Here is a 24,351-nt window from a genome sequence, read left to right as displayed (position 1 = left end):
TTCTATTGGTTGAAAAATCAGCGAAATATGAACCGGCCAGACGCTTTTGCAGCCGATTTCCTTTAAGTCCGACAGGCTGCTAATGTTCGTTGATGTGCTGCTCATGCCCCACCCATTTCTGTACCACCAGACTTCCCACCATGTCGCCTTCGACATTCACCGCAGTGCGAAATGTGTCCAGGAGGCGATCAATGGGCAACAGGATGGCAATGCCTTCGGCGGGTAGCCCGACCGATTGCAGCACCACTACCATCGTCACCATCCCGGCACTGGGTATGCCGGGCGCACCCATTGCAGCCAGCATGGCCGTCAGGAACACTATCATTTGTTGCATGAGGTTGAGCTCGATGCCTGCCAGATTAGCGATGAACAGGGCGGCCACCGCTTCGTACAACGCGGTACCGTCCATATTGAGTGTAGCGCCCAGCGGCACGACAAAACCGGCAATATCGCGTTTGACGTGCAGATGCTGCTCGACACAGCGCAAGGTGACCGGCAAAGTGGCGGAACTGGAACTGGTGGCGAAGGCCGTTATCAAGGCCTCCCGTGCCCCGCGCCAGAATTTCAGCGGGGTCATGCCTGTAACCAGATAAAGAATCAACGGCAGAACCACCATGCCGTGCAACAACGTTGTCGTCACCACCACGGCGATAAATTCCACCAATGTGGCGAGCAAAGCCGCGTCCTGCGTGGCCGCCAGCTTCAACAGCAATGCCATGATGCCGAGCGGCGCCAACCGCATGATCCAGCCCACCAGCATCAGCATCAACTCCAGCAGTTCCTGTAACAGAATGAGAATATTGGCGTAGCGCTCGCCGCCCACCACCAGGGCAATCCCGAGCAAAAGCGCGAAAACCACCACCGCAATCACATTCCCCTGCGCCAGCGCAGTCATTGGATTCTGGAACAACGAATGGAGGAAGTGAGCAAAAAAATCAGACAATGCCATTTGTTCGGCTCGAAACCCCTGCATGGCATCCTGAAACATCGCGAGCTGCAGCCCTGCGCCGGGACGGACAAGGTTGGCGGCAGTCAACCCCAGCATGATCGCGAGCGCCATGGAGAATATGAAGAAGCCCAGCGTTGCTTTCCATACCTTGTGCATCTGCCGGTGTGCGCGTAAATTGGCAACGCCTACCGCGATGGAAGTAAACACCAGTGGAATCATCACCATTTTCAACAAGTCGATAAACAGTGTTCCGACGAGTTCGGCGATATATAACCCGGTTTGCGCGGCTGTGGATTCCTTTCCAAGCAGGGATAACCCCAAGCCCAGCAGGAGACCAGCCAGCACACCAGCCAGAATTTGCGCATTCAGCGATGTCTTTCTCATCGGTCCGCTGCTTTATGAGGTTGATTTTTGATACGCTGTGAAAAATTCTTGTTCGCGGTGATCATTTGAACGATGAGTGAAAGCACCGTCCTGAAAACGCTGCAAAAGTTGCGAGCAACAATACCAGATTTTTTGATCGGAAGAAGCTGGGAGAGTAGGGGTTAAGCAAAACTCGGCAGGTAGAAATAAATCCAGACTCTTCCGAAAATTGGCTTTCGCCATTGTTTTATCAGTTTGCCTTATTGGTAGCTTCCCTATGTTTAAAGCATCGCGTCCATCGGGGAATCTGCCGCGGCATTCTCAGAAACTATAATCCGTTATCATGGATACCGGCATGTCTTTTTCAGCTTTTGCAGCACCGTTCGCCGCGTTCATGGTGGCGTTCGCGCTGATTTCTTATTTGAGCAAGGGTGGCATTATCAAAGTGCTGGACCACCCTAATCCCCGCTCTCTTCACAGCAAGGCCATTCCGCGGACCGGAGGACTGGGCTTGATGTCCGGGATCCTCGTCTCATGGGCGCTTCTCCCCGGCGTGCTGCCGTTGTTTATATGGGCAAGCGTTATATTACTGGTAGCAATCTCATTTGCCGACGATGTTTCGGGCCTGCCGGCCTGGACAAGGTTTCTGATGCATGGGGTGATTGCGGTCTGGTTCTCCACAGCAATGCTATCCGATACCCATGGCTGGATGATCACAGCGGTGGCCGCGGTCGCAATTACCTGGATGCTCAATCTTTATAACTTCATGGACGGCTCGGATGGCTTGGCGGGGGGAATGACGCTGATAGGTTTCAGTTGCTACGGTGTGACTGCATGGCTAGCCGGGAATGAACCGTTTGCCATGATCAATTTCTGCATCGCCGCGGCAGCGGCAGCTTTCTTGTTGTTCAATTTTCATCCCGCACGTATTTTCATGGGAGATGCGGGATCAATTCCGCTAGGATTCCTGGCTGCAATATTGGGTATCATGGGCTGGATAAAGGGTGACTGGCCGCTATGGTTGCCGTTGCTCATATTTTCACCATTCATTATCGATGCTTCTGTTACTCTCTTGAAACGCGGCCTGTGCGGTGAAAAAGTCTGGCAGGCGCATCGTGAGCATTATTATCAACACATGGTGCAAAGCGGCTTGGGTCATCGCAATACAGCCCTGCTCGGTTATGTTCTCATGTTAGCCGCGGGTACCAGCGCAATATGGGCAATGGGGCAGCAGACTGCCGTTCAGCTCGGGGTCGGCGTCGCATGGGGAGGAATTTATTTGATCATGATATGGGTATCCGACCACTACTGGAAACGCCATCCCGGCGGCTCATAGCATGCCCGTACCTAAACTTAATATACGGGCGGGAATTGCCTTCGTTCATGATCTTGCCGCAGTAGTCGCTGCGTGGTGGTTCGCTTATTTGTTCCGTTTCAATTTCGAAATACCTCCTTTTTACCTGGCGGCATTGAAGGAAATCCTGCCATTTACGGTGTTGATACACGCTGCGGCGTTTCTATGGTTCGGCCTGTATCGCGGGCTCTGGCATTATGCCAGTCTGCCCGATTTACAGCGCATCCTCTTCGCTGTATCGGCATCGGCAGCCGCAGTACCCCTGGCGTTATACCTGTTGCAAGTACACAGCGGCGTACCACGCACTGTGTTGCTGCTGGCCCCCATCCTGCTTCTGTTCATCATGGGAGGAAGCCGCATTGCCTATCGGTTATGGAAGGAACATCGACTTTATGGACGCAAGAAACTGAAAAAAAATCTCGTCCTGGTACTTGGGGCGGGGGATGCCGCAGTCAGTTTGGTGAAAGAGCTTGCCCGGAGCATGCAATGGGAAGTAGTGGGATTCCTGGACGATGATCCCGCGAAACGTGGCCTGATGTTACACGGCTTCAAGGTCATGGGTCAAATCAGCGAGCTCCCGGCCATCGCAAAAAAGTTTCGCGTGGATCATGCCATCATCGCCATGACATCATCGTCATCCGACCGCCGCAAAATATACCGATCCCAACCCGACAGGCGCCAACCGGACCGCCATCTCCGCAATCGCCGGCGGGCGATGCAGATGTGTTCGACCGCTGGGGTAAAGGCATTGATCGTCCCTTCGTACGACGATTTGATCAGCGGTAAAATCACCGTGTCGCAGATCCGCACTGTCGAGCCGGAAGACTTGCTGGGCCGGGACTCGGTGGTGTTGGATAACGACGGCTTGCACGGCCTGCTGACAGGAAAAACGGTTCTGGTTACGGGTGCTGGCGGCTCGATCGGATCGGAATTATGCCGCCAGATTGCGATATTCAGACCGGGCCGCCTGGTACTGTTCGAGTTGAACGAATTCGCGCTTTACAGCGTCGAGCAGGAATTCCAGGCCAATTTTCCGAACATACCCATGGTATTCGCCATCGGCGATATCAAGGATGCCGCGCGACTGACTCAAGTGTTCTCGCAGTACCAGCCGAAGGTTGTATTCCATGCCGCAGCCTATAAGCATGTGCCGCTGATGGAGCATGAAAATGCCTGGCAAGCTGTTTTGAACAATGTTTTTGGAACCTATGTGCTGGCACAGGCCGCGATCAAGCATGGCGTGGAAAAATTCGTATTGATCTCGACCGATAAAGCGGTGAATCCTACGAATGTCATGGGCGCCAGCAAGCGCCTGGCGGAGATGGTATGCCAGGCATTGCGGCAGCCCATCTCCATTTCTGAAAACGCCTCTGGGAAAAATGATTTGATTGACGGGAAGCATGAGCCAGGTTTCGTCATGGTGCGTTTCGGGAACGTGCTGGGCAGCGCGGGCAGTGTCATTCCAAAATTCCGCGAACAGATCGCAAAGGGTGGCCCGATCACAGTCACCCACTCGGAAATAACCCGCTACTTCATGTCCATACCTGAAGCCACGCAACTGGTTCTGCAAGCGGGATTAATGGGCAGCGGGAAAGGTGGCGGTGAAATTTTCGTGCTGGATATGGGCGATCCCGTGAAGATAGCCGACCTCGCAAAAGACTTGATCCGTCTTTCCGGATTGAGCGAGAGCGATATTCAAATTGTATATAACGGATTACGCCCGGGGGAGAAACTCTACGAAGAGTTGTTGGCGGACGATGAGAACACTTTGCCGACACCCCATCCCAAATTGCGCATTGCCCAGGCCCGCCAGGTCGAGAAACAGTGGCTGACGGAACTGCTGGCATGGATAAACAAGCATCCGGCATTGAGCGATGAGGAAGTCAAACAGGATTTGAAAAGATGGGTTCCGGAATACTCAAACCAGGAACCGGGCAATGATTTCCATGCTTCCCGCGCCATTTATTCAGGCGACGACTCAGAGTTGCCTGGCGGCCACATCCTTTTGCACACACAAAGCCTGGACGAGCTTGGCGTAAGCCCCACCTCTCGCAAGTAAATCCCGGTGGCTGCCGATCTCAACGGCTCCGCCTTTACCCAGCAGGACGACGCGATCCGCCTTCTCCACGGTGGCTAAACGATCGGCGATAACAAGCGTGGTACGCTCCTGCACGACGGTGTCCAATGCTGCCTGGACATGATGCGCAGATTCGATGTCCAATGTTTCGGCTACTTCATCCAGGATCAGGATAGGCGAATTTTTAATCAGTGCTCGCGCAATGGCGATACGTAGCCGCTGTCCACCCGTAAGGTTTACACCGTGTTCTCCTACGAGGGTTTGCAATCCCTGGGGCATTTTCCGGATGAACTCCGTTGCATGCGCGGCTTGTGCTGCGGCAGTGATCGTTGCTTCTGTTGCGCGGCCCAGTGCGCCATAAGCGATATTGGCTGCTATCGTGTCATTGAAGAGTGTTGTCTTCGATGATACCAGGGCAATATTGGCGCGCAGGCTGGCCAATTTAAGGCTCCTTAGATCATGGCCATCAAGCAGAATTTTTCCCGATGCGGGATTAATGAAACGCGGCACCAGATTCGCGAGCACAGCGGTGCTTCCTGAAAAACCTACTAACGCCACCATTTCGCCAGGCTGTATGGTCAACGTGATGCCCGGCAGCGTCGAACATGCTCCGGTACCCTGCTGGCCACCTGGTTCTGGAGTTGCTTTGGAACCGGCTTCAAGGCTCTTTTCCTGATCGTGGTAGAAACGGACCTGCTCGAATCGCAATTCGCCGCGCGCACGCTCGACGATAATTGTTCCCGTGTCCGGTTCAGGCTCCTGGTCAAGCAGCGAAAATACGCTCTCGGCTGCTCCTAGTCCATGCCGCAGAATCTCCTTCAGGCCGGCAACACGTTTTACCGGAGAAATCAGCATCAGCATGGCTGCCATGAAAGAAGCAAAGCCGCCTGCCGTCATCTCATCGGCAAACGCTTGCTGAGCCGTAACATAAACAATAACGGCCAGCGCAACTGCGGCGGCTATCTGTATCAACGGTACACGGAGTGAGGCCATGGCCATCCGTCTTTTAGCAAAACGATGCACTTCCTCCGCTTGTTCCCTCATGCGCTGGTTTTCATACTGCTCACCGCCGTGAAGCTTGACCACATGGTAGTTCTCGATGGCATCCTCCAGCACCTGGTTGAAGGTTGTCATTGTTTGTTGGGCTTCCATTGCCATTTTTTGCAGTCGTACCGTGATGAGCCGCATGATCAGCGGCATCACAGAGGCCATCAATAACGTCAGCAAGGCAAGCGGCCAGTCGAGATAAAGCATCCATCCCAACAGTCCAAGAATCACAAGCAAGTCCTTGACCATCACCGTCATGACATCGGTAAAAGCACGGGCGACCTGCTCGGTATCGGATGTGATCCCGGAAACGAGGCTACCGCTCTCGTGACTGGCGCAATAGGCAGCAGGCAAGGTCAATAATTTAGCGAACATCTCCACCTGCAAGTCCAGCACCAGTTTGCTTCCCAGCCAGTTGACCGCATAGGCGCCGATATGGCCGGCCACTCCCCGAACCGCAAACAGGCCGATGATTCCCAGCAGAACGAGTTGCATCAATTCCAGGTTCTTGCCGGCAATAGCGCCGTCCATCATCGGCTGCACCAATGCGACCAGCATAGGCGCAGTTGCCGCCATCGCAATCATGCTGATTAATCCCAGTATGACCGCGTCCCAATAGGGCGCGATATACCTTATCAGGCGCAGGTATAGTTGACGGCGGGTGGGGATTTGCGTGTTTTGCATGCGCAAGCAGAATCGGGAGACAGTGCACTACCAGGCGTTCTGGCAAAGCCGTATTATGTCATCTGCTTCCATGCGCGATAAGATGCTTCGCGGAACGTTATTACTCCGGATGTTTCATAGATTGACGCGCGCCCTTGCTGGTCTTTTGTTTCGTATGAAAATTTCGTTCAGTCGGACGTATGAATAACTACGCCACTCCTTCACAAAATCTCCCTACAAAACAAAATCCTGCGCATCCTCACGCGAATTTATGAAACATCCGGGTTACGAATGATCTCAGTCGAACTGATATTTTACGGTGAACCAGACATTTCGTTCGCGAGCCGGTAGCGCATTGAAGCTCGTGCCCGGCGCGTTGCGAATCGCATATGAAAAATATTTTTCGTCGAATAAATTGTTTACTGCCATGCTCAGCAACAGCTTTCTTAGCTGGTGAGTAAACTTGAGATCCACGGTAACGTAATCGGGCATGCGACGCGTGGCTGTATTGGCCTGATCGTTATCGAATACCTGTTCCCCGACATAGTTCATCGTCGCAGCGAAACGCGTCGTCGGTGCAAGCCGAATGGTACCGCCCGCCGAAACCTTATGGCGCGGCACCAACGGAATGATGTTTCCTGAAACATCGACGCCGCCAAAATTCCCCTGACGAAAATGTGCATCACTATAAGTGTAGCTGCCGGACACATCGATTGCGCTATTAACGGCCCAGGATCCTTCCAGTTCGAAGCCCTGCCGCCGGGTAGGGGGGAGGTTCGTGTTAGCAAAGAACCGAAACGGGTCTATGTTGATGAAGTTGATTTCATTGTTGAGATTGATCCGGTAAAGCGAGGTGCGGGCCCGTACCGGCCCTTGCTGATAATCCAGTCCGATTTCTCCGGTATGAGCGGTTTGAGGCTCAAGTATCTTGATTATGGAATCGAATGCCGGCCCGCCGAACTGATTGAAGTTTTCGTCTACCGTGGGTATGCGGAAACTGCGGCCAAACTTGCCGTAGAACGAAAATACAGACCCCAGAGGCTGGCGTACGCCAATGTCATAGGCATGAACGGTGCGGCTCTGTTGACCGCGGGCATGCGCTGAGGGATTGAAACGATCGTTGGCCTTATTGTCCACCCATTGCAGCCGCCCTCCCAGCGTAACAGTCATACCTTTGGGTAAAGTAGAGGTGTGTTGAAGGTAAACTGCGCGATTCTGCTGAGTCGCCACGACATCGGTCTGTGGGGTGGTGGCGGATGCCGAACCCGGTATGGTTTCTGATCCGGTAAGACGTTCGGCACGATAATCCCACCATTCCAGATTTGCGCCCAGTATCAGTTCGTGATTCATTCCGAAAGCCTGAAACGGCAGTTTCGCCCTCGGATTGAACAACCATACATCGGATTGTGAATTGACAAACGTTTTGGAGTTGAAGCCGTCAATGCGGTAATCGTCAAACAATGCCGTGCGATGGATATCGCGAAAGGAAAGATCCGCGGCAAGCTCGCCAAATCCAGTAGTACGTTCTCCCCGGAGCGTCACGTACGCGCCCTCGCGCGTACTGAAATCGCGCGGTGTCGAGGTCCCTTTTCGGTCTGTTTTCAGCTGTGCTTCGGTGCGAGTACCCGGTAATTCCAATTTTTGATCATCCACGCCGAACTTCAGCAATGCCCTCCCATCGGTGAACTTATAGCGTAGATCTCCTTGCAGGTTCAGTTGACGCAATGCATTGTTGACGCGATAGTTATCCGTTTGCAGCGCGTTACCGCTGAGCGCCAGCCCAAGGTCCTTGCCTGCGGCGTTTAGCGTTCCATTGAATTCCGTTGCGCTATAGCTGCCAATTGAAACGCCGCCGGTGCCTGCCACACGACCAGGCGCGGCAGCGCGTGTGACGATATTGATTACACCACCCGTGGCGCCAGCCCCATAGGTCACAGCACCGCTGCTCCGCAGCACTTCGATGCGCTCGATTGAATCAAGCGGAACCGTGGACCAGCGGATACCCACCAGTTCGTTTTCATTCATCCGCTGGCCATCGAGCAAAACCAGCGTGTTCTGGTTGCCCGTAATGCCGAATCCGCGCATGTCGATCTGTGGGTCCGGGCTGCCATCGACATTACGGGTATGAATGCCAGCCAGTTGCTGCAACAACTCCGGCAAAGTCGAAGCAGCACTATTCTTGATCTGCTCCGCGTGAATAACCGAAACGCCTATCGGCAACTTCTCGACACGCTGATTAAAGCGCGTGGCGGTAACAACGACCTCTTCAAGCGGGAGTTTCGCCGGATCATTAGATTCGGCGATCGCCCATGAAGACGCAGACATGACAAAAAATGGCAAGAGCAGTTTGTGGAATAGACCCATGGTATCAGCTTGTAATTGGAGGAGTCGTATCCACCATGTATCGAGCCCGGATGTTTCATAAATTGACGCGCGCCCTTGCTGGTTTTTTGTTTCGTATGAAAATTTCGTTCAGTCGGGCGTATGAATAACTACGCCACTCCTTCACGAAATCTCCCTACAAAACAAAATCCTGCGCAATCATCACGCGAATTTATGAAACATCCGGACGAGAACAAGAAAATACCGCGGAGGCTTTTGAGCGAACAGATATCGATCAGGATATCGCCCCACGCGATATTTCCATATGCGTTCAAGGCCGGTATCCGGGCTCGCAGGATTTGACGTATCACCTTCCCATGAATTGGAACATTCACAGTGGCATCAAGAGTTCTCTGAAAAAATTCCCGGGTCTGGCAACTGGGTTGGCAACGTAATTGCCAACCCAGCGTTCTACGGAACACTTCTTGTCCAGAGCTTCTTATTCGATACGCCCACACCTGCTTACCGTTGCGGGGGCAGCCCAGGCATTCAAGAAACCGCTGAATAAGTCCTGCCGGAGGATTTATATTCAGAGGTTGCTTAACCTGGTTCCCGTTTAACTCGACCGCGCAAAGCGGCCAGAGCACCTCAAACGTGGCCGGCATTCTACCAGAACCATCAGTTTCGGGCGTAAACTGATGGTTCGGCTTCCCCTATCAAATCTATCGCTGCAAAATTGCCCGATGGATCATGACTGACCGCTGCAGATTAGTTGAAACTACATTTAAAAAATCACGTTAGCAGTTGACTCAACAGGGAGTTGACTCGACAGGGATTTCCAAACTATAGTGACTTGATGGAATCGGAACTGAAGTCCCTCGAAGAGAAAATTGATCAATTCGTGCATTTATGTCATCAATTGCGGTTGGAAAATATCCAGCTCCGCCAGGACTTGGCTGGCGCCATCAGTGAAAACAAGCGTTTGGCCGAAAAAATAGGTGCCGCAACCACTCGCCTCGAGGCCATCCTGATGCAGATTCCGGAAAGCGAAGAATGAAGACCGGCAAAACCCTGGATGTAACCATCATGGGGCGGGAATTCCGCGTTGCCTGCCCCGACGAAGAGCGCGAGGACCTACTGCAAGCAGTGGCCTATCTCAACAAGAAGATGCGCGAAATCAGGGATAGCGGCAAAGTGGTCGGGTCGGAGCGCGTCGCTATCATGGCCGCGCTCAACATTACTCACGAATTGCTCACCACGAGGAACAGAGGAGGCTTTGACATGGAAGAATTTAAGCGTAGAATCGATCACATGCAGGCAGCGCTTGATGCGGTGATGCCGGAACAGGATAAGTTGTTTTAACCGGATAACAAATTCAAGCCAGCCCGAACAAATTCTTCATTTCGGCCGGCCGAGTCAGGTATTGAATGCAGGCAAAAATGGACCAAAGTTGTTCCCTGCGGTGTTTGTTTAGCCCTATATTCTTTGAACCAACTTTTTAAGAACTGGTTGCAAACCATAGTGATGCTGTTGTGCGAGTCCTCCAAGGAAGCGCCTGATGCATCCGGCTAGTGACCGCCTTGGACCCTAAGGTTCAAGATAAATGGGTTGACGGCATCTGCGGGGACCTTATCAGGAAACAAAAAAGCGGCTATGCCGCTTTTTTGTTTCCTTCAATTAAAATTTTCGTAATCAATCCTGGCTGAATCATGCATTTTGGGGTCAGTCACTCGGCTTCTTCGTCCCTGGCGCAGGGTTATCTTTGCTGGTGACGTGCATGTCAAGGTGCTGTTTTATTTCCGCAGGTTCATGGTCAGGCTTTCCGCCTCCCGTCAATTGTACCCACCTGGCAACCGAAGGCACGCCCCGTTTGTTGACCAGGAACAACATATACCATCCCGGTGGGGCGATGTTCTGATCGCTCAGGACATTGACATGTAAACGACAAAAATCGTGCGTCTTGAACTCAAGGTCTACCACGCGCTGCCCGGTCTCGCATGAGTGGGTTGTCGCCATGGGCCAGATCAGTTCGACCCATTGAATCTCTTCAGCCTGCGGGGTATGGATTTTAAATTCTCCGCCGTACAGGATCTGCTGCGGTACTGTCTCGATGAAGGGCCGAGGGCCCCGGAACAGATATGGCGGATGATAGATTTCAAGCCGCAATTCGTCGTCTCGCCTGTTCGGGTTGGATCCGGCCGCAAGCACGCGGCCGTCAGGCAGCAGAAGGGCAATTGAATGATACAGCCGCCCGGCTTGTGCCGTAGCGGCCGTAATCCAGGTGTTGGTAGCAGGGTCGTATATCTCGGCCTCCAGAACCGCCGTCGCCACAACTTCAGACTGGCCATTTCCACCTGAGACAAATACGGTTCGATCCGGCAGTAGAACCGCATTTACGTGAAACCGCGCGTGAGTCATGGACGCAACCGGCTCATAGGCCGGCGCGGAAGCTTTCAGATCGATGATGTGCGCACTGTTGATCGCGGGGTCACCTCCCCCCAGGATCATGACCCGCTGGTCTTGCGCCGGCGCCAGCAACACGCTGCCGCAGTGATCTCTGCTCTGGCTGAATCCTTCCGGTAACGTGACATTGGTCATTGTGCTTGTGGCTATATCCAGGAACCCTGGCAACACTCCCACCGGATTCGGAAACATATTTCCGCCGTCGTAGAATAGCCGCCCATCGCGCATGAGAAACAGGTGCGGGAAAAGAGGCCAGCCTTCCTGAGCAGGCATCTGGCTCCATCCCGTCACGCTCGAATAGATTTCCGCCCGGTTGGGTCCGCCTGAGACGGTAAAGATTCTGCCATCTCCGAGCGTAACCAGCGTGGGATACCATCGACCCTCGGCCATCGAAGCCAAGCGGATCCACGATTCGGAGAGCGGATCAAACAGATAGCTGGTTTCGAGCCCAACGAAGGGGCGGCCATCCCTGTCATACTCCTTTGTGCCGCCCGCGACAAGCAACCGGCCATCAGGCAGAAATGCCTGGCCTGCGCAGAAGAAGTCCACAGGAGTAAAAGGGGAAATAAACTCTCCGTTTTCATAATCCCACACCGCACTGCGCAAGCCGGTGGTGAAAAGTTCATCATTGCCCGAGCCAGCGAACAACAAAACTTTACCGGTATGCAACACGGCACCATGAATAGCGAGTATCGGTGCGGGACAGGGCAGCAATTCCCATCTTCCTTTCGTGGCTGCTTCAAGGATATCCTCCGCAGGCATGGCGTTCATGCCACCCATCCCGGCACCCATTCCACCCATGCCGGGCATACCCCTCGTTTCTATGGCTGAAGGCAGGCGCTCGGCAGCGTCGCTCGAATGGCCGTGGCCGGATATAGGAGGCGATGCATTGCGGTCATGCAGGCAGCGCAGAATATCGACCGATGGACACTCATTCATTCCGTTGTCAAAGGGCAATTCCACCTCGAGCGCCTTGCTCAATTCGCCAGAAATCCAGATGTACTGGCGAGCACGAACCAAGCCGGCCAAACCGGCCATCATGTGCTCTTCAACGTGGCAATGGAAAAGGAAATCTCCGCGGATTCGTACGCGACAGGCGTTTTCCGGCGGATCCCTCTGAAACTGCTCGAGAGCGTGCGGAAGTCGCATGGCGGGAGGAATCTCGGTCTCAGTGATAAATGTTTCCAGAGAACTTATCCCGTGTACATCGGATGCGCCTCCAAGAGGGATCGGGAGCGCCCAGCGAACCGAATGGGGGTGAAAGTTGTGCCAGATACCGGAGACATCCAGGTTGAATATATACCAGCGTAGCCTCTCGCCAGTATCCCCCACCACTGTCGGCGTGTTCCCGACAAACGCGCGGCCATTGAGGCAGAAGTTTGGAGCGCCGCCTCCAGCAGAAAATACAATATGTTCATGGTCGCCGTCATTTTGCCAGTGGATGCTTCCACCAGGACGCACCTGGACCAGGGACGGAACGAATTTGTTGTCCTGGACGCTGACGTTTGCGCTGGCCGGTGCGCCCGCCGTGACCTGGACTGTTCCATTCATCGTGGGACCGTGGATCGCGCAGTAATAGTGAACAATCTTCGCATCGGCAAAAACGAAATTGAACGAATCGCCATGAGCAAGCGGTTTGCTTTGAAACGCGACACCCGAGCTTCCGGCAAATTGATGAATAAAAATCGGGACCTCATGATCTGCACAAGGCGCGGCCGGATTTCGGACGATCAAACCACCGAACAAGCCCAGATTAATGTTTCGCGCAACGTCGTGCGCGTGGTCATGAAATCCCCAGGCACCGACCATGTCGGGCGTAACGTCATAAACGTAAATCCACTTCTGACCAGGAAGAATTTCATCGCTGCGCCGTCCATCCCGCCCCGCGACACCCAGTGGCCAGGCTCCATCTGATTCGATTCCGTAACGTAGCCCGTGAATATGGAAACTGTGACAGTCGCTTGTATCCGCGTTCCAGACATGAATGTACAGCCGTTCCCACGGTTTTGCATAGAGCAGGCAGCCCGGAATCCTCCGATCCCACGGCGGTTCGTTGACATCCGCCTCGATGAGCTTCGCCTTGTTCGGAATCGTATAGTGCGCGTCCAGATATTCGCGGTAGACCAGGCCATCGGCGGTACTGGCCAGAATTTCCTGCGCGGATACGCGGCCCGATTCGTGGCCCGGGTTGAACATGCAATCACGCCCAAAGTGACGCGCGCAGGCCACAGGTGCGAGCGGACTATAACTCGGCAGCGATTCAATTTTCAGAAAAATGTCGCGTCGGTGGAAGTTCATCATAGCCCCCTGTCCCTTCGGGATCATATGCTGGAATGAATTAGCGAGTACTCAGTTGTAATAACAGCGGCTGCCTGCGGAAGGCGCTATAAACATGACAAACCCGAGCGGCGCCTTGCTAGCCTGATCTGACAAAACGCAATTGAGCCCGGCGCGAGATTTGATACGCGCTCTTCCGATAACCCAGTGTAGATCACGCTTGCCAAAATTACCAAAAAGGCAAGTAAAAGCGGCCGGCAACATTGCGAGAAAGGAGGCGCATATTTCGCTTTGACCTGCTTGATACCGTTTGCGCAAGCCCTGCCGCGTCAGCGGGCCAAGCAACGATCTGAAATACGCGCTTTGCCAAATCGATTTCCCTGTATTAACCTGTCTAGCAGCGTCTCCTTACCTAATTTTCCAAGTGGAGCTTGCATTTGGGTTGCGAGTGGAACGTCTCATTCAAGATCAAATCTGGGAGGACGGGGTGTGCGAACTTAAGGTGAAATTGAATAATGCACATGTCTTTCTCGGCGGCGAACTCTCCTGCGCTCTGCATTTATTTTTTTGAAAGGACCTGCCCATATGAACTCAGCTAAACCACTCGTTGATCCGGACGGCACCCGACTCCCCATCAAGCTCGACACGACATCCAACGGGGAGTTTGAGCCGGTACCGTTATCCCCCGTGAATCAGGCCGCGAACCGCCTCGCACATGAAGCGGCGGATAAGAATTCAAAGCGTTTGGCTGTTTCTCGAAGAGATTTTCTAATCTCCGCTTGCGGCGCGGCCTCCACCTTGCTTGCCTTCAACGCAGCAAACGCCGCAGCAGGCAAGGCAGGCGGCTTTTTCGATCTGCCGATCGAAGCTGCGCTCGATCCCGAACTCGCACAGGCGCGAATCGGGGGCAAGGGCGAATTCATCTTCGACGTGCAGGGCCACTTTGTGGACCCGAACGGCGCCTGGTTGCAGAAGTTCGCGCCCGGCGTAAAACCCCTGAGCCAGATGCCCAAAACGGGCTGCGCACTCGCGTCGGAGCCTGGCTCGCACAGCTACCTGCGTTGCCTGGGGCCTGATGAGTTCATCAAGGACGTGTTCCTCGATTCCGATACCGATATGATGGTGCTCTCCTTTGTACCATCGAAACCTGACGCCGAACCGCTTACCATCCAGGAGGCCGACGCGGTGCGCAGGATTGTCGATCGGATGGAAGGAATGCACCGCTTGCTGATCCATGGACGCGTCAACCCCAACCAGGAACATGACCTTGAAGCGATGGATGAGTTGAAAGAGCGCTGGAGCGTGTCTGCCTGGAAGACCTACACCCAGTTCGGCCCCGGTGGCAAAGGCTATTTTTTGTCGGATGACATCGGTACGCGTTTCATCGAAAAAGCACGCAAACTCGGCGTCAAGGTCATCTGCGTACACAAGGGTTTGCCCTTCGGTAAGCAATCCTACGAGCACAGCCAATGCAGTGATATCGGCGTCGTCGCCAAGCGCTTCCCCGACGTTGCCTTCCTGGTCTATCACTCCGGCTTCGTTACCACTGTCCCCGAACGCGCCTTCGAGGGCAGGGGCGCTGACAACGGCATCGATACACTGATCCGCTCGCTTATCGAGAACGGAGTATCGCCAAATAGCAACGTTTATGCGGAGCTGGGCAGCACATGGCGCTACCTGATGCGCGACCCGGAAGCAGCAGCGCATGCGCTGGGCAAGCTCTTGAAGTACTGCGGCGAGAATAACGTACTCTGGGGCACGGACTCCATCTGGTATGGCTCGCCGCAGGATCAGATTCAGGCATTCCGCGCGTTCCAGATCGCCCCCGAATTACGCGCCAGGTATGGCTATCCTGAAATGACTCCGCAGCTACGCGCCAGGATTTTCGGACTAAACGCTGCAAAGGTTTACTCGATCAGCCCGGACGAAGTGAAGAAATATACCCAACGCGACCGTATTGCCCGCGAGCGACTGGCTTACCTGGAACATCCCGAACCGCATTTCCTGACCTACGGGCCGAAGACACGGCGCGAATTCCTCAATCTACCGGGCGCTGGGCAACCTTGAGCCACCCTTGAACCACCGGTTTCGGCTAGTGCGACGACACCCATCTCAGAGCCAATATATTGCCTGCCTGAAGCTCGACCGAAGTCCCGAATTTTTTGCCTTCCCTGTTCAGGATATCCCTTAACCATAGGGCATCATTCTCAACCGCATGATTTAACCTGAAGCGCTTGACCTGCATGGGCGTCATGAATAAGCTGACCAGCTTGCCGGTCGAGGGATCCGCGCGTACGAAATACATCAGGGCCAGATCGCTCCGATAAGCTTCGTGCCCGGAAATGCCTTCATAATCGTTCAGGAAGTCGCCGCAGCCGTAAAGAATCAGTTTTCCTTTATAAACCTCGATCCCCTTCACATGGTGAGAAGAGTGGCCATGAACGATGTCAACATCTGCGTCATCGATTAGCTGATGAGCAAATTCCTGTTGACCGCGCGGGATCTGATAGCCCCAATTATCGCCCCAATGAATCGACGCGATCACGATATCGCCCGCCAATCTCGCTTTTCCGATATTGTCGTAAATGCCTCGAACCGTTACAGCGGAAAAATCGGGCAACATGTTCACTCCCGGCCTGTCCGGCGCAGCAGCCCAGCTCCAGGGTATGCCGCTGGTTTCTGACCCAAATGAGAAGACCAGCACCCTCCCCTTCTCAGGAATAGTCATCACAGCGGGAGCCTGCGCCTCCTGAATATCGCGCCCGGCTCCCGCAATTTTGATATGCGCATCTTTTAACATTTTCAGCGTTTCCGCAAGTCCCGGATATCCCCAGTCCAGAACATGATTGTTCGCCAGAGCGCAACAATCGATATTCGCCGCCGTGATACAGGGGATATTGTCGGGATTCATCCGATAATTGACCGCCTTGTTTTCCACGTCATTACTGCGGGTGACCGCGGTTTCCAGATTGATAATGCGCACATCGGGCTTTCTTCGCTCCAGTTCGGAAAGTGCATCGCCCCAGATATAGGAAAAATCGACGGGCTTTGGAATTGGGCCGTTTGCCTCTTCGGCAAGCTCCACATATCCTCTCGCGCTTTTCATGTAACTCTCAAAGAGGATGGGGTCACCGGGATGTGGCAATGCCTGGTCAATGCCCCTTCCCGTCATGACATCGCCACAGAGAAACAAGGTAATCGGGTGGAGGGACTGTGGATGCTGGCCGCTGGTGGTTTGTTCACTATCTATCGATAAGCTTCCGGCTTCGGCGGCGTTGTTGCCGGTATCAATTGTGATCGCCTGGGCGCACATTGGCCGAACTGCAATGGTGATTCCCGCAGTCAGCGCATAACCGATAAACTGGCGCCGCTCCAGTTGCCGGTTTACATGTCCGGAATTTTCGGGATTCTTCATCGCCGGATCGCGCCAATGCGTTTGATTGCGGTTGACCCTGTTGACTGCGATAGAAACACATCAACGAAGATCGATGAATTCAATATAGCGCATAGGGTAATAATTGCAGTTATTGATGCGGGGAAGACGATACATTTATAGCGTCCAAGCCTGGTTAATCCGTATTAGTTCAGGCTCAGCCCGACGCGTTGTGTGTCGCCGACTTGAAACCCAGACCTACCTACAGGTCTGGTATGGGTCTGGTATGGGTCCGGATTGGGCCAGCGTTGAACTCGACTTCAACCGCCTCCGGCAAGCAGACCGGCGGCGTCATGTTGAAAAGCTTCAATGGACACTTGAGACAGGAGCGCTTCCATGCACAGTGGCTATTGTCTTTAGGGAATGCCAAGCGCAGAATTGATAAAGTGGTGACCTGGCGCGCCCCACTCTGCTTGCAAGGGCAGCGCTGGCGTAATTCGCCCGCTGGGCGAGGGAATCGCGGCTCATCCCGTATACCTATGGAGTTAAATTTTCCACTTCTGTCCGGCCGTGGTTCCGGGGCCGGACAGACGTACCGCCAATTTGCTGCTACCGGTACTAAAATATGGATCAAGACAATTACTATCTGACAGAAAAGGGATGATGCAGCGTTATTAATTTACTGTCAGACTATTACGTTCTTACACATCGAGGGGATGCCATGCCATGGTAAATGAAGAACATGTTTCCGTATGTGAAGCTGAAACCGTGAAGATGTTGACGATCGAGCCCGGAGCCGATCTATCGACGCCGGAGATGCGACGCATAGCCATTGAGACGCTGGAAGGGGGAGGCGTCATCTACCTGCCCAAAAGCGGTTTCGAGCTTACCGAGCAAGAGCGGGAGCTGATCTCTGACACGGCGAAGATTCTGACCCGGGAGCCCGACGTTCAGGACGGCCGGCCCACAATCATCTTCGATCCGGCGCGCGGCAGTATCAAAAAATATCATTACGCGCGCGTGCGCGGCAAGATGATGCGCGCCAAGGTCAGAGATACGGCGCGTCCTGATCTCGAAGCGGCCATGGCGCGCTACGGCAAGTGGACCGAGAGTGTGATCGGCCAATTGTTCCCCAGCTATCAGGGAACGCTGGACCGCAAACGGGTCACCTATCGGCCTTTTCAGCGCAGCAACATCCAGGCCCTGCACATCGACTCGAGCTACGGGTATCCTACCCAGGGGCGCGGCATGTTGCGCATTTTCTCCAACATCCATCCCACCACTCGACCGCGCATCTGGCAGCTCGGCGAACCGTTTGAGCCCTTCGTGCGCCGCTTCCTGCCTTACGTGCGCCTCAAGGAGCCGGGTTTTATTTCTTCTATTCTGGCCCGCCTCGGCATCGTCGATGGAACCAAGACCAAATACGATCAGTACATTGCGGCGCTTCGCGCCCTTGGTATGGGCGACAAGGAATACCAGCAGACAGCACCGCACAAGTTCATGAAGTTCCCGCCCGGCTCGAGTTGGATCGCGATCACCGACCTGGTGTTGCACGGCGCGGTGTCAGGGCAGCACAGCTTCGATCAGACGTTCTACCTGCCGGTGGAGGCGATGAACGATCCGTCGCGTTCATCGCTTCGCATTCTGGAGAGGCTGACCGGCGAGGCCTTGGTTTAAGCGAGCAACGGCCGACAGGACTCGCCAAGACGGTCCTGTCGGTCCGACGAGAGAAGATCCCGGAGATCCCGAGCCATCACCATTACCTCGGCGGTTGCGTACTGCTCTGCCCCCTCCCCAGGCAGACCGGAGGAAACAGTGGGAATCCTCAATTTAAGCCCTGACTCTTTACTCAAGCACTCAATGCTTGCGATAGGACGTCGGACGCAGGTTATTGATTTATAATAAATATATTGAAGCTATAATTTTGGATTGCCATGACGAAGATTGTAAGCGGCTGGGGCTTTGACAGGATCACGCGGGAATTGAGCGGTGCGATGTGGACGTTTTCCCGCTTGCCTGACGATAACTCGGCAGCAACTTTTGTCCACCGATGCTTCCAGCACGAGATTTGGCACGAGATCAGGCTCCGCGAACGTATCGTAATTTGTGCGGCGCTACCGTTTGTGCCATTGGTGATCGCGGTGCTAGCAACAGTCTTTACCGCGCTAAACGGGCAGGCAATAAAGCAGAGGACCGGGAAAGGGATAACCCGCCAAGCCCGCGAGCAGATCGGACTCGCGCTCCGGTGCGCGATTTTGCCTCCCTGGTACTATATTTTTGAACTGCATGACGATGATAAGCGACAGCACGCCTCCGAATACGTGAACCGTTTTGAGATGAAAAGCGGGTTATATCGCCTCCTGCGCGACTACAATGGTGGCCTTCCCGTCCCGACGGAGCGCAGCACGGCGTGCATCAAAGACAAATTACGCTTCATGTCCCGCTGCCGTGAATTCGGTATTGCCACTGCGCCTGCCCTTCTGAGCGTCGCAAAGGGAAAGATTACGGCAATTGATTGGAGCGGACCAGGCCTCCCGGAGATCGATCTCTTCGTGAAGCCGTTGCAGGGTCAGAACGGAAAAAATGCCACGCGCTGGGATTATCTGGGTTCGGGGCAATATCGACGCAATGACGGTAAAAATGCTACCGCGAACGAGGTGCTTGAATGCTTGCGCCAGGCATCACAACGAAGAGCTTTCCTGGTGCAGCCGCGGCTCGTGAATCACAGGGAGATCGCCGACCTCGGCAATGGCACCCTTGCAACGATCCGGGTGATGAGTTGCCGTAATGAGCGAGGCGAATTCGAAGTTACCAATGCGGTTTTTCGCATGGCGCAAAATAGCACTGCCGTTGTCGACAATTTTCATACAGGGGGAATCGCGGCCAATGTGGATATTCATACCGGCGAGTTGGGGAGGGCCACCTGTGGGGCCTGGGGGTCTACCGTGGATGGATGGTATGAGCAGTATTACGAAAATGGCGCGCAGATTCTGCATCGCAAGCTTCCATACTGGCCCGAGCTGATCGATCTGGTCCGATATGCCCATGGCAGCGCATTCTCTGACCAGGTGCTGATCGGCTGGGACGTCGCCCTGCTTGACAACGGACCATGCATGGTCGCAATTAACAAAGCACCGGATTTCGACATGCTCCAGCGGATCGGCAGGGGGCCGGTGGGCAACGAACGGCTGGGAAAACTTCTCGCGTTCAACCTGAGGCGTACTGTCGCGGCCAAGCATCATTCGGTTTAGCAAGTAGTCTGGAGAGTAATGTGCAGCGTCCCTGCAATTCATGGCCGGGCAATTCAAAGCCATGACCATATCGTCGTTCCCTTGGTCGTATCGCGGAAATCAACCGCCACCCGGCGAAAATGGCCGCAAACTGACCGCCAGCACTCGCGTAGGCTCGTAGAACCGCCTAATGAATTATCTGGGTTGGAACACTCTTGGAACTTATAGGAACAACAAGGAACTGACATGCGTTACTGGCTAATGAAATCCGAACCGTCCGACGTAAGTATTGACGACCTTGGCGCAATGCACCAACAAACCGTCACCTGGTATGGCGTGCGTAACTACCAGGCACGCAATTTCATGCGCGATCAGATGCGCGTCGGCGATCGGGTTTTTTTCTATCATTCGAGCTGCAAACAACCGGGGATCGCCGGTATCGCCGAGGTTAGCAAGCTCGCCTACCCGGACGCTACGCAATTCGATCCCGGTAGTAAATACTTCGATCCGAAAGCGACACCGCAGAGCCCGCGCTGGTTCAACGTTGACGTTCGGCTCGTCAAAAAGACGCGCTTGGTCAGCATCAAGGAATTAAGGAGTTATCCCGAACTGGCCACCCTGCGTATTTTGCAGAAAGGTAGCCGTCTGTCCATTACACCGGTGGATCCAGCAGAATGGGATTTCATTGCGGGAATTTTATAATGTAATGGCCCGCTTATGGAGAGGACCCGCCAAACCCGGAAGCCGTTTGGAAATTCTGAAACCGAACATCAATCCCCGCAAAATTTAACGTGGAATGGTGGCCGGTTTATCTGATATTAGGCACGGTCGTTGGCTTCTTTGCCGGGCTATTGGGTATCGGCGGCGGGTTGATCATCGTGCCGGTACTCACTTTCATTTTCAGTGCACAATATTTTCCTCCCGACCGTATCCTCCATCTAGCCCTCGGCACTACGATGGCTGCCATCATATTTACTTCGGTTTCCAGCCTTCGTACCCATCATCTTCACGGCGCGGTGAACTGGCGGGTCGTGAAATATATAACGCCGGGAATTATCGTCGGTACGCTCGGCGGTGCCACACTGGTGAGCATGCTGCCCAGCCGGATTCTCAGTATTTTTTTTGTTGTGTTCATCTATTTTGCAGCTACCCAGATGCTGCTCAAAATTACGCCCAAACCCAGCCGTAAGCTCCCTGGACGTGCGGGGATGTTTGCGGCAGGCAGCATAATCGGTATGATTTCGAGCTTTGTCGCGATCGGCGGCGGCTTGCTGACGATTCCTTTTCTTTCCAGTTGCAATGTCAAGTTGCAACATGCTATCGGCACGGCGGCAGCAATAGGCTTCCCCATTGCTGTGGCAGGAGCCATCGGCTATATCGTCAATGGCATGGCACAATCACAACCGCTGCCGGAATATAGCCTGGGATATGTTTATTTACCAGCGTTGGGGTGGGTGGTGCTGGCCAGTACGCTGACCGCGCCGCTAGGCGCGAAAATGACTCATAGCATGCGAACCACGACGCTAAGGTGGATTTTTGTGGTGCTGCTTTATTTGCTGGGAACGAAGATGTTGATTGGGCTTTTTTAGCAGCCGGTAACTTATGAGTCTGTAGCACTCAGCGTCAAGCGCTGAATACCAGGCGCTTTAGCGCCTCCTCATATTTTTCGGCAGTTTTTGCGAGAATATCGGGCGGTAGCGCAGGAGCGGGGGCTTTCTTGTTCCAGTCCTGCGTCTCGAGCCAGTCACGCACGAACTGCTTGTCATAGCTGGGTGGATTTTTCCCTGGCGCATACTGGTCGGCCGGCCAGAAGCGGGAAGAATCGGGAGTAAGCGCCTCATCTATGAGATAAAGCCTGCCCGCGTCATCCTGGCCGAATTCAAACTTGGTATCGGCGATAATAATGCCTCTTGTAATCGCATAATCCGCTGCTTCCGTGTACAGAGCGATTGCCTTTTCGCGCACCTGCGCAGCCAGCTCCTTGCCCAGCAGCTTTTCTGCTTTGGCAAAAGAAATGTTTTCGTCATGCGCTCCCTGCGCAGCTTTGGTCGAAGGCGTAAAGATCGCTCCACTCGGCAGTCTGGCGGCTTCCTGCAACCCGGGTGGGAGCGTGATGCCGCAGATCATGCCGGTATTTTTATAATCCTTCCATCCGGAACCCGCGACGTAGCCTCGAACGATGGCTTCTATCCGCAACGGCCTCAGCCGCTTCACCACAAATGCACGGCCGACTACTTGTTTGCGCTCGCCCTCCGCTACAATAGATTCCGGTGAAATGCCGGTGAGGTGGTTGGGGATTATGTGAGCGAGTTTTTCAAACCAGAAGCCGGATAACGCAGTCAACAATCTTCCCTTGCCCGGCACCGGCGTCGGCAGGATCACATCGAATGCGGAAACCCGATCAGTCTGTATAATCAAGAGCTTGTTTTCATCCACCGCATAGATGTCGCGTACCTTGCCCCGATGCAAAAGAGGCAGGCTTTGTATCGATGCTTCAAATAGCACGGGCTGATTACTCATGGTTGTATTTATGCAGGCACGATTTTCATATAGCGGCACGATACTGGGATTCTAGCGATTGCTTGACTTCCAGCGCAAGCTGCAACGCAGCTTCAGTCGTCTCGGCAATCACGGTGTAGTGTCCCATTTTTCGTCCTGGCCGAGCGTCCAGCTTGCCGTACAAGTGTAATTTGACGTTGGGATGCCGCTGCAACTGTTCCCATTCCGGCTCTCCCCGCTGCCATAGATCGCCCAATAAATTCACCATCACCGCCGCCCCATGCATGGCTGTGCTGCCGAGCGGCAGGCCACAAAGTATTCTCACCTGTTGTTCGAACTGGGAGGTGACGCAGGCATCAATAGTGTAATGGCCGCTGTTGTGAGGGCGCGGAGCAATTTCGTTCACCAGCAACCTGCCATCGGCCAGCACAAAGAATTCCACGCATAATATGCCATGGTAATCGAGCTTCTCCGCGACGCGAACCGCAATTTCGCGTGCTTTCTGAACGATAGTCTCCGATACCCTGGCTGGAACAATGCTGACATCGAGTATGCCGTTACGATGTTGGTTCTCCGATACGGGAAAAGTGTTTACCTCGCCATCGAATCCGCGCGATACGATAACCGACACTTCGCACTCCAATGACAACAGTTTCTCCAGTACGCATGCAGCCCCTTTCATTCCGCTCAGTGCATGATCCAGTTCTATTGCGTTTTTTACCCGCACCTGTCCCTTGCCGTCGTAACCGAAACGGCTAACTTTGAGAATACCTGGAAACAATCCAGGGAACAGTTCCGGACGCTTTCGTGGTGATGCCTCATCCAGATCGAGCGATTTATGCAATTCATGTGAATTCTGTATTACCGCATACGGCACGACCCCCAGCCCGTTCGCCGCAAGGAAATTTTTTTCAAGAATGCGATCTTGCGCAACCGCTACACTGTTCGCAGCCGGACTGACCACGCAGTGCTCAGCCAGTATTCGAAGAGATTCAGCGGGAACATTCTCGAATTCCGTGGTAACACCCGCGCAGGTGGATGCGAGTTCACCCAGCGCATCGGTGTCGAGATAATCCGCATGCAAATGGCGGTCAGCCACGCTGCTCGATGGGTTCCCTTCTGCTGGATCGAGTACGGTGACGCAGTAGCCCATGCTCTGCGCAGCCATGATAAACATGCGGCCGAGCTGGCCGCCGCCCAGAAGGCCAAGCATCGCTCCCGGCCTGATGCTCATAATTCAGGTAGTGTCGATGCCGCGACCGTTGCTGCCTGAGTCTCGCGAAATGCGGCAAGACGCGTTGCGAGTTTTGTATCTTCCACCGCCAGCAGCGCAACGGCAAACAATGCCGCGTTGGATGCACCCGAATCGCCTATGGCGAAGGTGGCGACAGGGATACCCTTGGGCATCTGCACAATGGAAAGAAGCGAATCCAGCCCTTTAAGCTGCCTGGAAGTAACCGGCACACCCAGCACCGGCAAGATAGTTTTGGCGGCAATCATTCCAGGGAGATGGGCCGCACCGCCCGCGCCGGCGATAATACACTTGAGCCCACGCCTGACCGCAGTTTCCGCATACTCGAACATACGATCCGGAGTACGATGAGCAGACACCACCTCGGCCTCGTAAGGTACATTAAACTCACTCAATATATCGGCCGCATGCTTCATGACTTCCCAGTCGCTACTGCTACCCATTATTACGCCAACCACGGGGTTGTTCATTTAATGCCCTTC

The 24,351-nt window shown here is 54.1% G+C and carries 17 protein-coding genes, 1 other RNA gene and 1 riboswitch; of the genes, 10 read left to right on the top strand and 8 right to left on the bottom strand.

The genetic code is table 11. The annotated features are described in order from the left end of the window. Window positions 1–79: 79 nt before the first annotated feature. Entirely contained in the window at window positions 80–1,333 is a 1,254-nt protein-coding gene (locus tag KJS40_RS02990; RefSeq protein ID WP_213539012.1) for a dicarboxylate/amino acid:cation symporter, read from the bottom strand. Between the two features lie 334 nt (window positions 1,334–1,667). Here KJS40_RS02990 and KJS40_RS02985 point away from each other — a divergent pair, with 334 nt between their 5' ends. Beyond that, entirely contained in the window at window positions 1,668–2,648 is a 981-nt protein-coding gene (locus KJS40_RS02985; protein WP_244859678.1) for a glycosyltransferase family 4 protein, read from the top strand. A gap of 1 nt (window position 2,649) precedes the next feature. Then, on the top strand, window positions 2,650–4,725 hold the full coding sequence (locus KJS40_RS02980) for a nucleoside-diphosphate sugar epimerase/dehydratase (RefSeq protein ID WP_213539010.1): 2,076 nt from the start codon (window positions 2,650–2,652) through the stop codon (window positions 4,723–4,725). Here the strand turns inward: KJS40_RS02980 and KJS40_RS02975 are convergent. Both KJS40_RS02975 and KJS40_RS02970 read right to left on the bottom strand, forming a co-directional pair. Beyond that, on the bottom strand, window positions 4,645–6,474 hold the full coding sequence (locus tag KJS40_RS02975) for an ABC transporter transmembrane domain-containing protein (RefSeq protein WP_213539009.1): 1,830 nt from the start codon (window positions 6,472–6,474) through the stop codon (window positions 4,645–4,647). The two genes, KJS40_RS02980 and KJS40_RS02975, sit on opposite strands and share 81 nt — an antisense overlap. A 276-nt stretch (window positions 6,475–6,750) precedes the next feature. Continuing rightward, window positions 6,751–8,817, bottom strand: a complete 2,067-nt coding sequence (locus tag KJS40_RS02970; protein ID WP_213539008.1) for a TonB-dependent receptor — start codon at window positions 8,815–8,817, stop codon at window positions 6,751–6,753. Between the two features lie 275 nt (window positions 8,818–9,092). Further along, window positions 9,093–9,441, bottom strand: a riboswitch (cobalamin riboswitch). A gap of 190 nt (window positions 9,442–9,631) precedes the next feature. Between KJS40_RS02970 and KJS40_RS02965 the strand changes: the two genes are divergently transcribed. The 3 genes from KJS40_RS02965 (at window position 9,632) to ssrS (ending at window position 10,406) form a co-directional block, all read left to right on the top strand. Next, window positions 9,632–9,832 (top strand): hypothetical protein, encoded by a 201-nt coding sequence (locus KJS40_RS02965; protein ID WP_107728885.1) that lies wholly within the window; start codon window positions 9,632–9,634, stop codon window positions 9,830–9,832. Then, the gene (locus tag KJS40_RS02960; protein WP_213539007.1) at window positions 9,829–10,137 is read left to right on the top strand and encodes a cell division protein ZapA; all 309 of its coding nucleotides are present in this window, start codon (window positions 9,829–9,831) and stop codon (window positions 10,135–10,137) included. The genes KJS40_RS02965 and KJS40_RS02960 overlap by 4 nt, the downstream gene beginning before the upstream one ends. 89 nt (window positions 10,138–10,226) lie before the next feature. Continuing rightward, a non-coding RNA gene (gene ssrS / locus KJS40_RS02955) (6S RNA) lies at window positions 10,227–10,406 on the top strand. Between the two features lie 91 nt (window positions 10,407–10,497). Here the strand turns inward: ssrS and KJS40_RS02950 are convergent. Then, window positions 10,498–13,539 carry a galactose oxidase-like domain-containing protein gene (locus KJS40_RS02950; protein WP_213539006.1) on the bottom strand — a complete coding sequence of 1,014 codons (3,042 nt, stop codon included), beginning with the start codon at window positions 13,537–13,539 and terminating at the stop codon, window positions 10,498–10,500. A 561-nt stretch (window positions 13,540–14,100) separates the two neighbouring features. Between KJS40_RS02950 and KJS40_RS02945 the strand changes: the two genes are divergently transcribed. Beyond that, complete coding sequence (locus tag KJS40_RS02945; protein WP_213539005.1) at window positions 14,101–15,582, top strand: amidohydrolase family protein; 1,482 nt, start codon at window positions 14,101–14,103, stop codon at window positions 15,580–15,582. A 25-nt stretch (window positions 15,583–15,607) separates the two neighbouring features. Here KJS40_RS02945 and KJS40_RS02940 read toward each other — a convergent pair whose 3' ends face one another. Then, on the bottom strand, window positions 15,608–16,930 hold the full coding sequence (locus KJS40_RS02940; RefSeq protein ID WP_244859677.1) for a CapA family protein: 1,323 nt from the start codon (window positions 16,928–16,930) through the stop codon (window positions 15,608–15,610). 684 nt (window positions 16,931–17,614) lie between these two features. Here KJS40_RS02940 and KJS40_RS02935 point away from each other — a divergent pair. The 4 genes from KJS40_RS02935 to KJS40_RS02920 all read left to right on the top strand — a co-directional run bounded on the left by KJS40_RS02935 (window position 17,615) and on the right by KJS40_RS02920 (window position 21,707). Then, on the top strand, window positions 17,615–18,565 hold the full coding sequence (locus KJS40_RS02935) for a Kdo hydroxylase family protein (protein ID WP_213539004.1): 951 nt from the start codon (window positions 17,615–17,617) through the stop codon (window positions 18,563–18,565). 257 nt (window positions 18,566–18,822) lie between these two features. After that, window positions 18,823–20,139 carry a sugar-transfer associated ATP-grasp domain-containing protein gene (locus tag KJS40_RS02930; RefSeq protein ID WP_213539003.1) on the top strand — a complete coding sequence of 439 codons (1,317 nt, stop codon included), beginning with the start codon at window positions 18,823–18,825 and terminating at the stop codon, window positions 20,137–20,139. Between the two features lie 225 nt (window positions 20,140–20,364). Further along, window positions 20,365–20,820 (top strand): EVE domain-containing protein, encoded by a 456-nt coding sequence (locus KJS40_RS02925; RefSeq protein WP_213539002.1) that lies wholly within the window; start codon window positions 20,365–20,367, stop codon window positions 20,818–20,820. A gap of 89 nt (window positions 20,821–20,909) precedes the next feature. Then, complete coding sequence (locus KJS40_RS02920) at window positions 20,910–21,707, top strand: sulfite exporter TauE/SafE family protein (RefSeq protein WP_213539001.1); 798 nt, start codon at window positions 20,910–20,912, stop codon at window positions 21,705–21,707. Between the two features lie 34 nt (window positions 21,708–21,741). Here KJS40_RS02920 and KJS40_RS02915 read toward each other — a convergent pair whose 3' ends face one another. The 3 genes from KJS40_RS02915 to purE are packed head-to-tail and all read right to left on the bottom strand — an operon-like array spanning window position 21,742 to window position 24,339. Next, the gene (locus KJS40_RS02915) at window positions 21,742–22,638 is read right to left on the bottom strand and encodes a phosphoribosylaminoimidazolesuccinocarboxamide synthase (protein WP_213539000.1); all 897 of its coding nucleotides are present in this window, start codon (window positions 22,636–22,638) and stop codon (window positions 21,742–21,744) included. A gap of 25 nt (window positions 22,639–22,663) precedes the next feature. Continuing rightward, complete coding sequence (locus KJS40_RS02910; protein ID WP_213538999.1) at window positions 22,664–23,851, bottom strand: 5-(carboxyamino)imidazole ribonucleotide synthase; 1,188 nt, start codon at window positions 23,849–23,851, stop codon at window positions 22,664–22,666. Beyond that, window positions 23,848–24,339: a 5-(carboxyamino)imidazole ribonucleotide mutase gene (gene purE / locus KJS40_RS02905; protein ID WP_213538998.1), complete on the bottom strand. Its 492-nt coding sequence runs from the start codon at window positions 24,337–24,339 to the stop codon at window positions 23,848–23,850. The genes KJS40_RS02910 and purE overlap by 4 nt, the downstream gene beginning before the upstream one ends. Between the last annotated feature and the right edge of the window lie 12 nt (window positions 24,340–24,351).

This window comes from Nitrosospira sp. NRS527, assembly GCF_018406445.1.
GTDB lineage: Bacteria > Pseudomonadota > Gammaproteobacteria > Burkholderiales > Nitrosomonadaceae > Nitrosospira > Nitrosospira briensis.
This window is presented reverse-complemented; position numbering and strand designations above follow the sequence as displayed.

Coding starts and splice junctions, on each gene's coding strand:
- KJS40_RS02990 (WP_213539012.1), bottom strand. CDS start 1,333: ATGAGAAAGACATCGCTGAATGCGCAAATTCTGGCTGGTGTGCTGGCT.
- KJS40_RS02985 (WP_244859678.1), top strand. CDS start 1,668: ATGTCTTTTTCAGCTTTTGCAGCACCGTTCGCCGCGTTCATGGTGGCG.
- KJS40_RS02980 (WP_213539010.1), top strand. CDS start 2,650: ATGCCCGTACCTAAACTTAATATACGGGCGGGAATTGCCTTCGTTCAT.
- KJS40_RS02975 (WP_213539009.1), bottom strand. CDS start 6,474: ATGCAAAACACGCAAATCCCCACCCGCCGTCAACTATACCTGCGCCTG.
- KJS40_RS02970 (WP_213539008.1), bottom strand. CDS start 8,817: ATGGGTCTATTCCACAAACTGCTCTTGCCATTTTTTGTCATGTCTGCG.
- KJS40_RS02965 (WP_107728885.1), top strand. CDS start 9,632: ATGGAATCGGAACTGAAGTCCCTCGAAGAGAAAATTGATCAATTCGTG.
- KJS40_RS02960 (WP_213539007.1), top strand. CDS start 9,829: ATGAAGACCGGCAAAACCCTGGATGTAACCATCATGGGGCGGGAATTC.
- KJS40_RS02950 (WP_213539006.1), bottom strand. CDS start 13,539: ATGATGAACTTCCACCGACGCGACATTTTTCTGAAAATTGAATCGCTG.
- KJS40_RS02945 (WP_213539005.1), top strand. CDS start 14,101: ATGAACTCAGCTAAACCACTCGTTGATCCGGACGGCACCCGACTCCCC.
- KJS40_RS02940 (WP_244859677.1), bottom strand. CDS start 16,930: ATGAAGAATCCCGAAAATTCCGGACATGTAAACCGGCAACTGGAGCGG.
- KJS40_RS02935 (WP_213539004.1), top strand. CDS start 17,615: ATGGTAAATGAAGAACATGTTTCCGTATGTGAAGCTGAAACCGTGAAG.
- KJS40_RS02930 (WP_213539003.1), top strand. CDS start 18,823: ATGACGAAGATTGTAAGCGGCTGGGGCTTTGACAGGATCACGCGGGAA.
- KJS40_RS02925 (WP_213539002.1), top strand. CDS start 20,365: ATGCGTTACTGGCTAATGAAATCCGAACCGTCCGACGTAAGTATTGAC.
- KJS40_RS02915 (WP_213539000.1), bottom strand. CDS start 22,638: ATGAGTAATCAGCCCGTGCTATTTGAAGCATCGATACAAAGCCTGCCT.
- KJS40_RS02910 (WP_213538999.1), bottom strand. CDS start 23,851: ATGAGCATCAGGCCGGGAGCGATGCTTGGCCTTCTGGGCGGCGGCCAG.
- purE (WP_213538998.1), bottom strand. CDS start 24,339: ATGAACAACCCCGTGGTTGGCGTAATAATGGGTAGCAGTAGCGACTGG.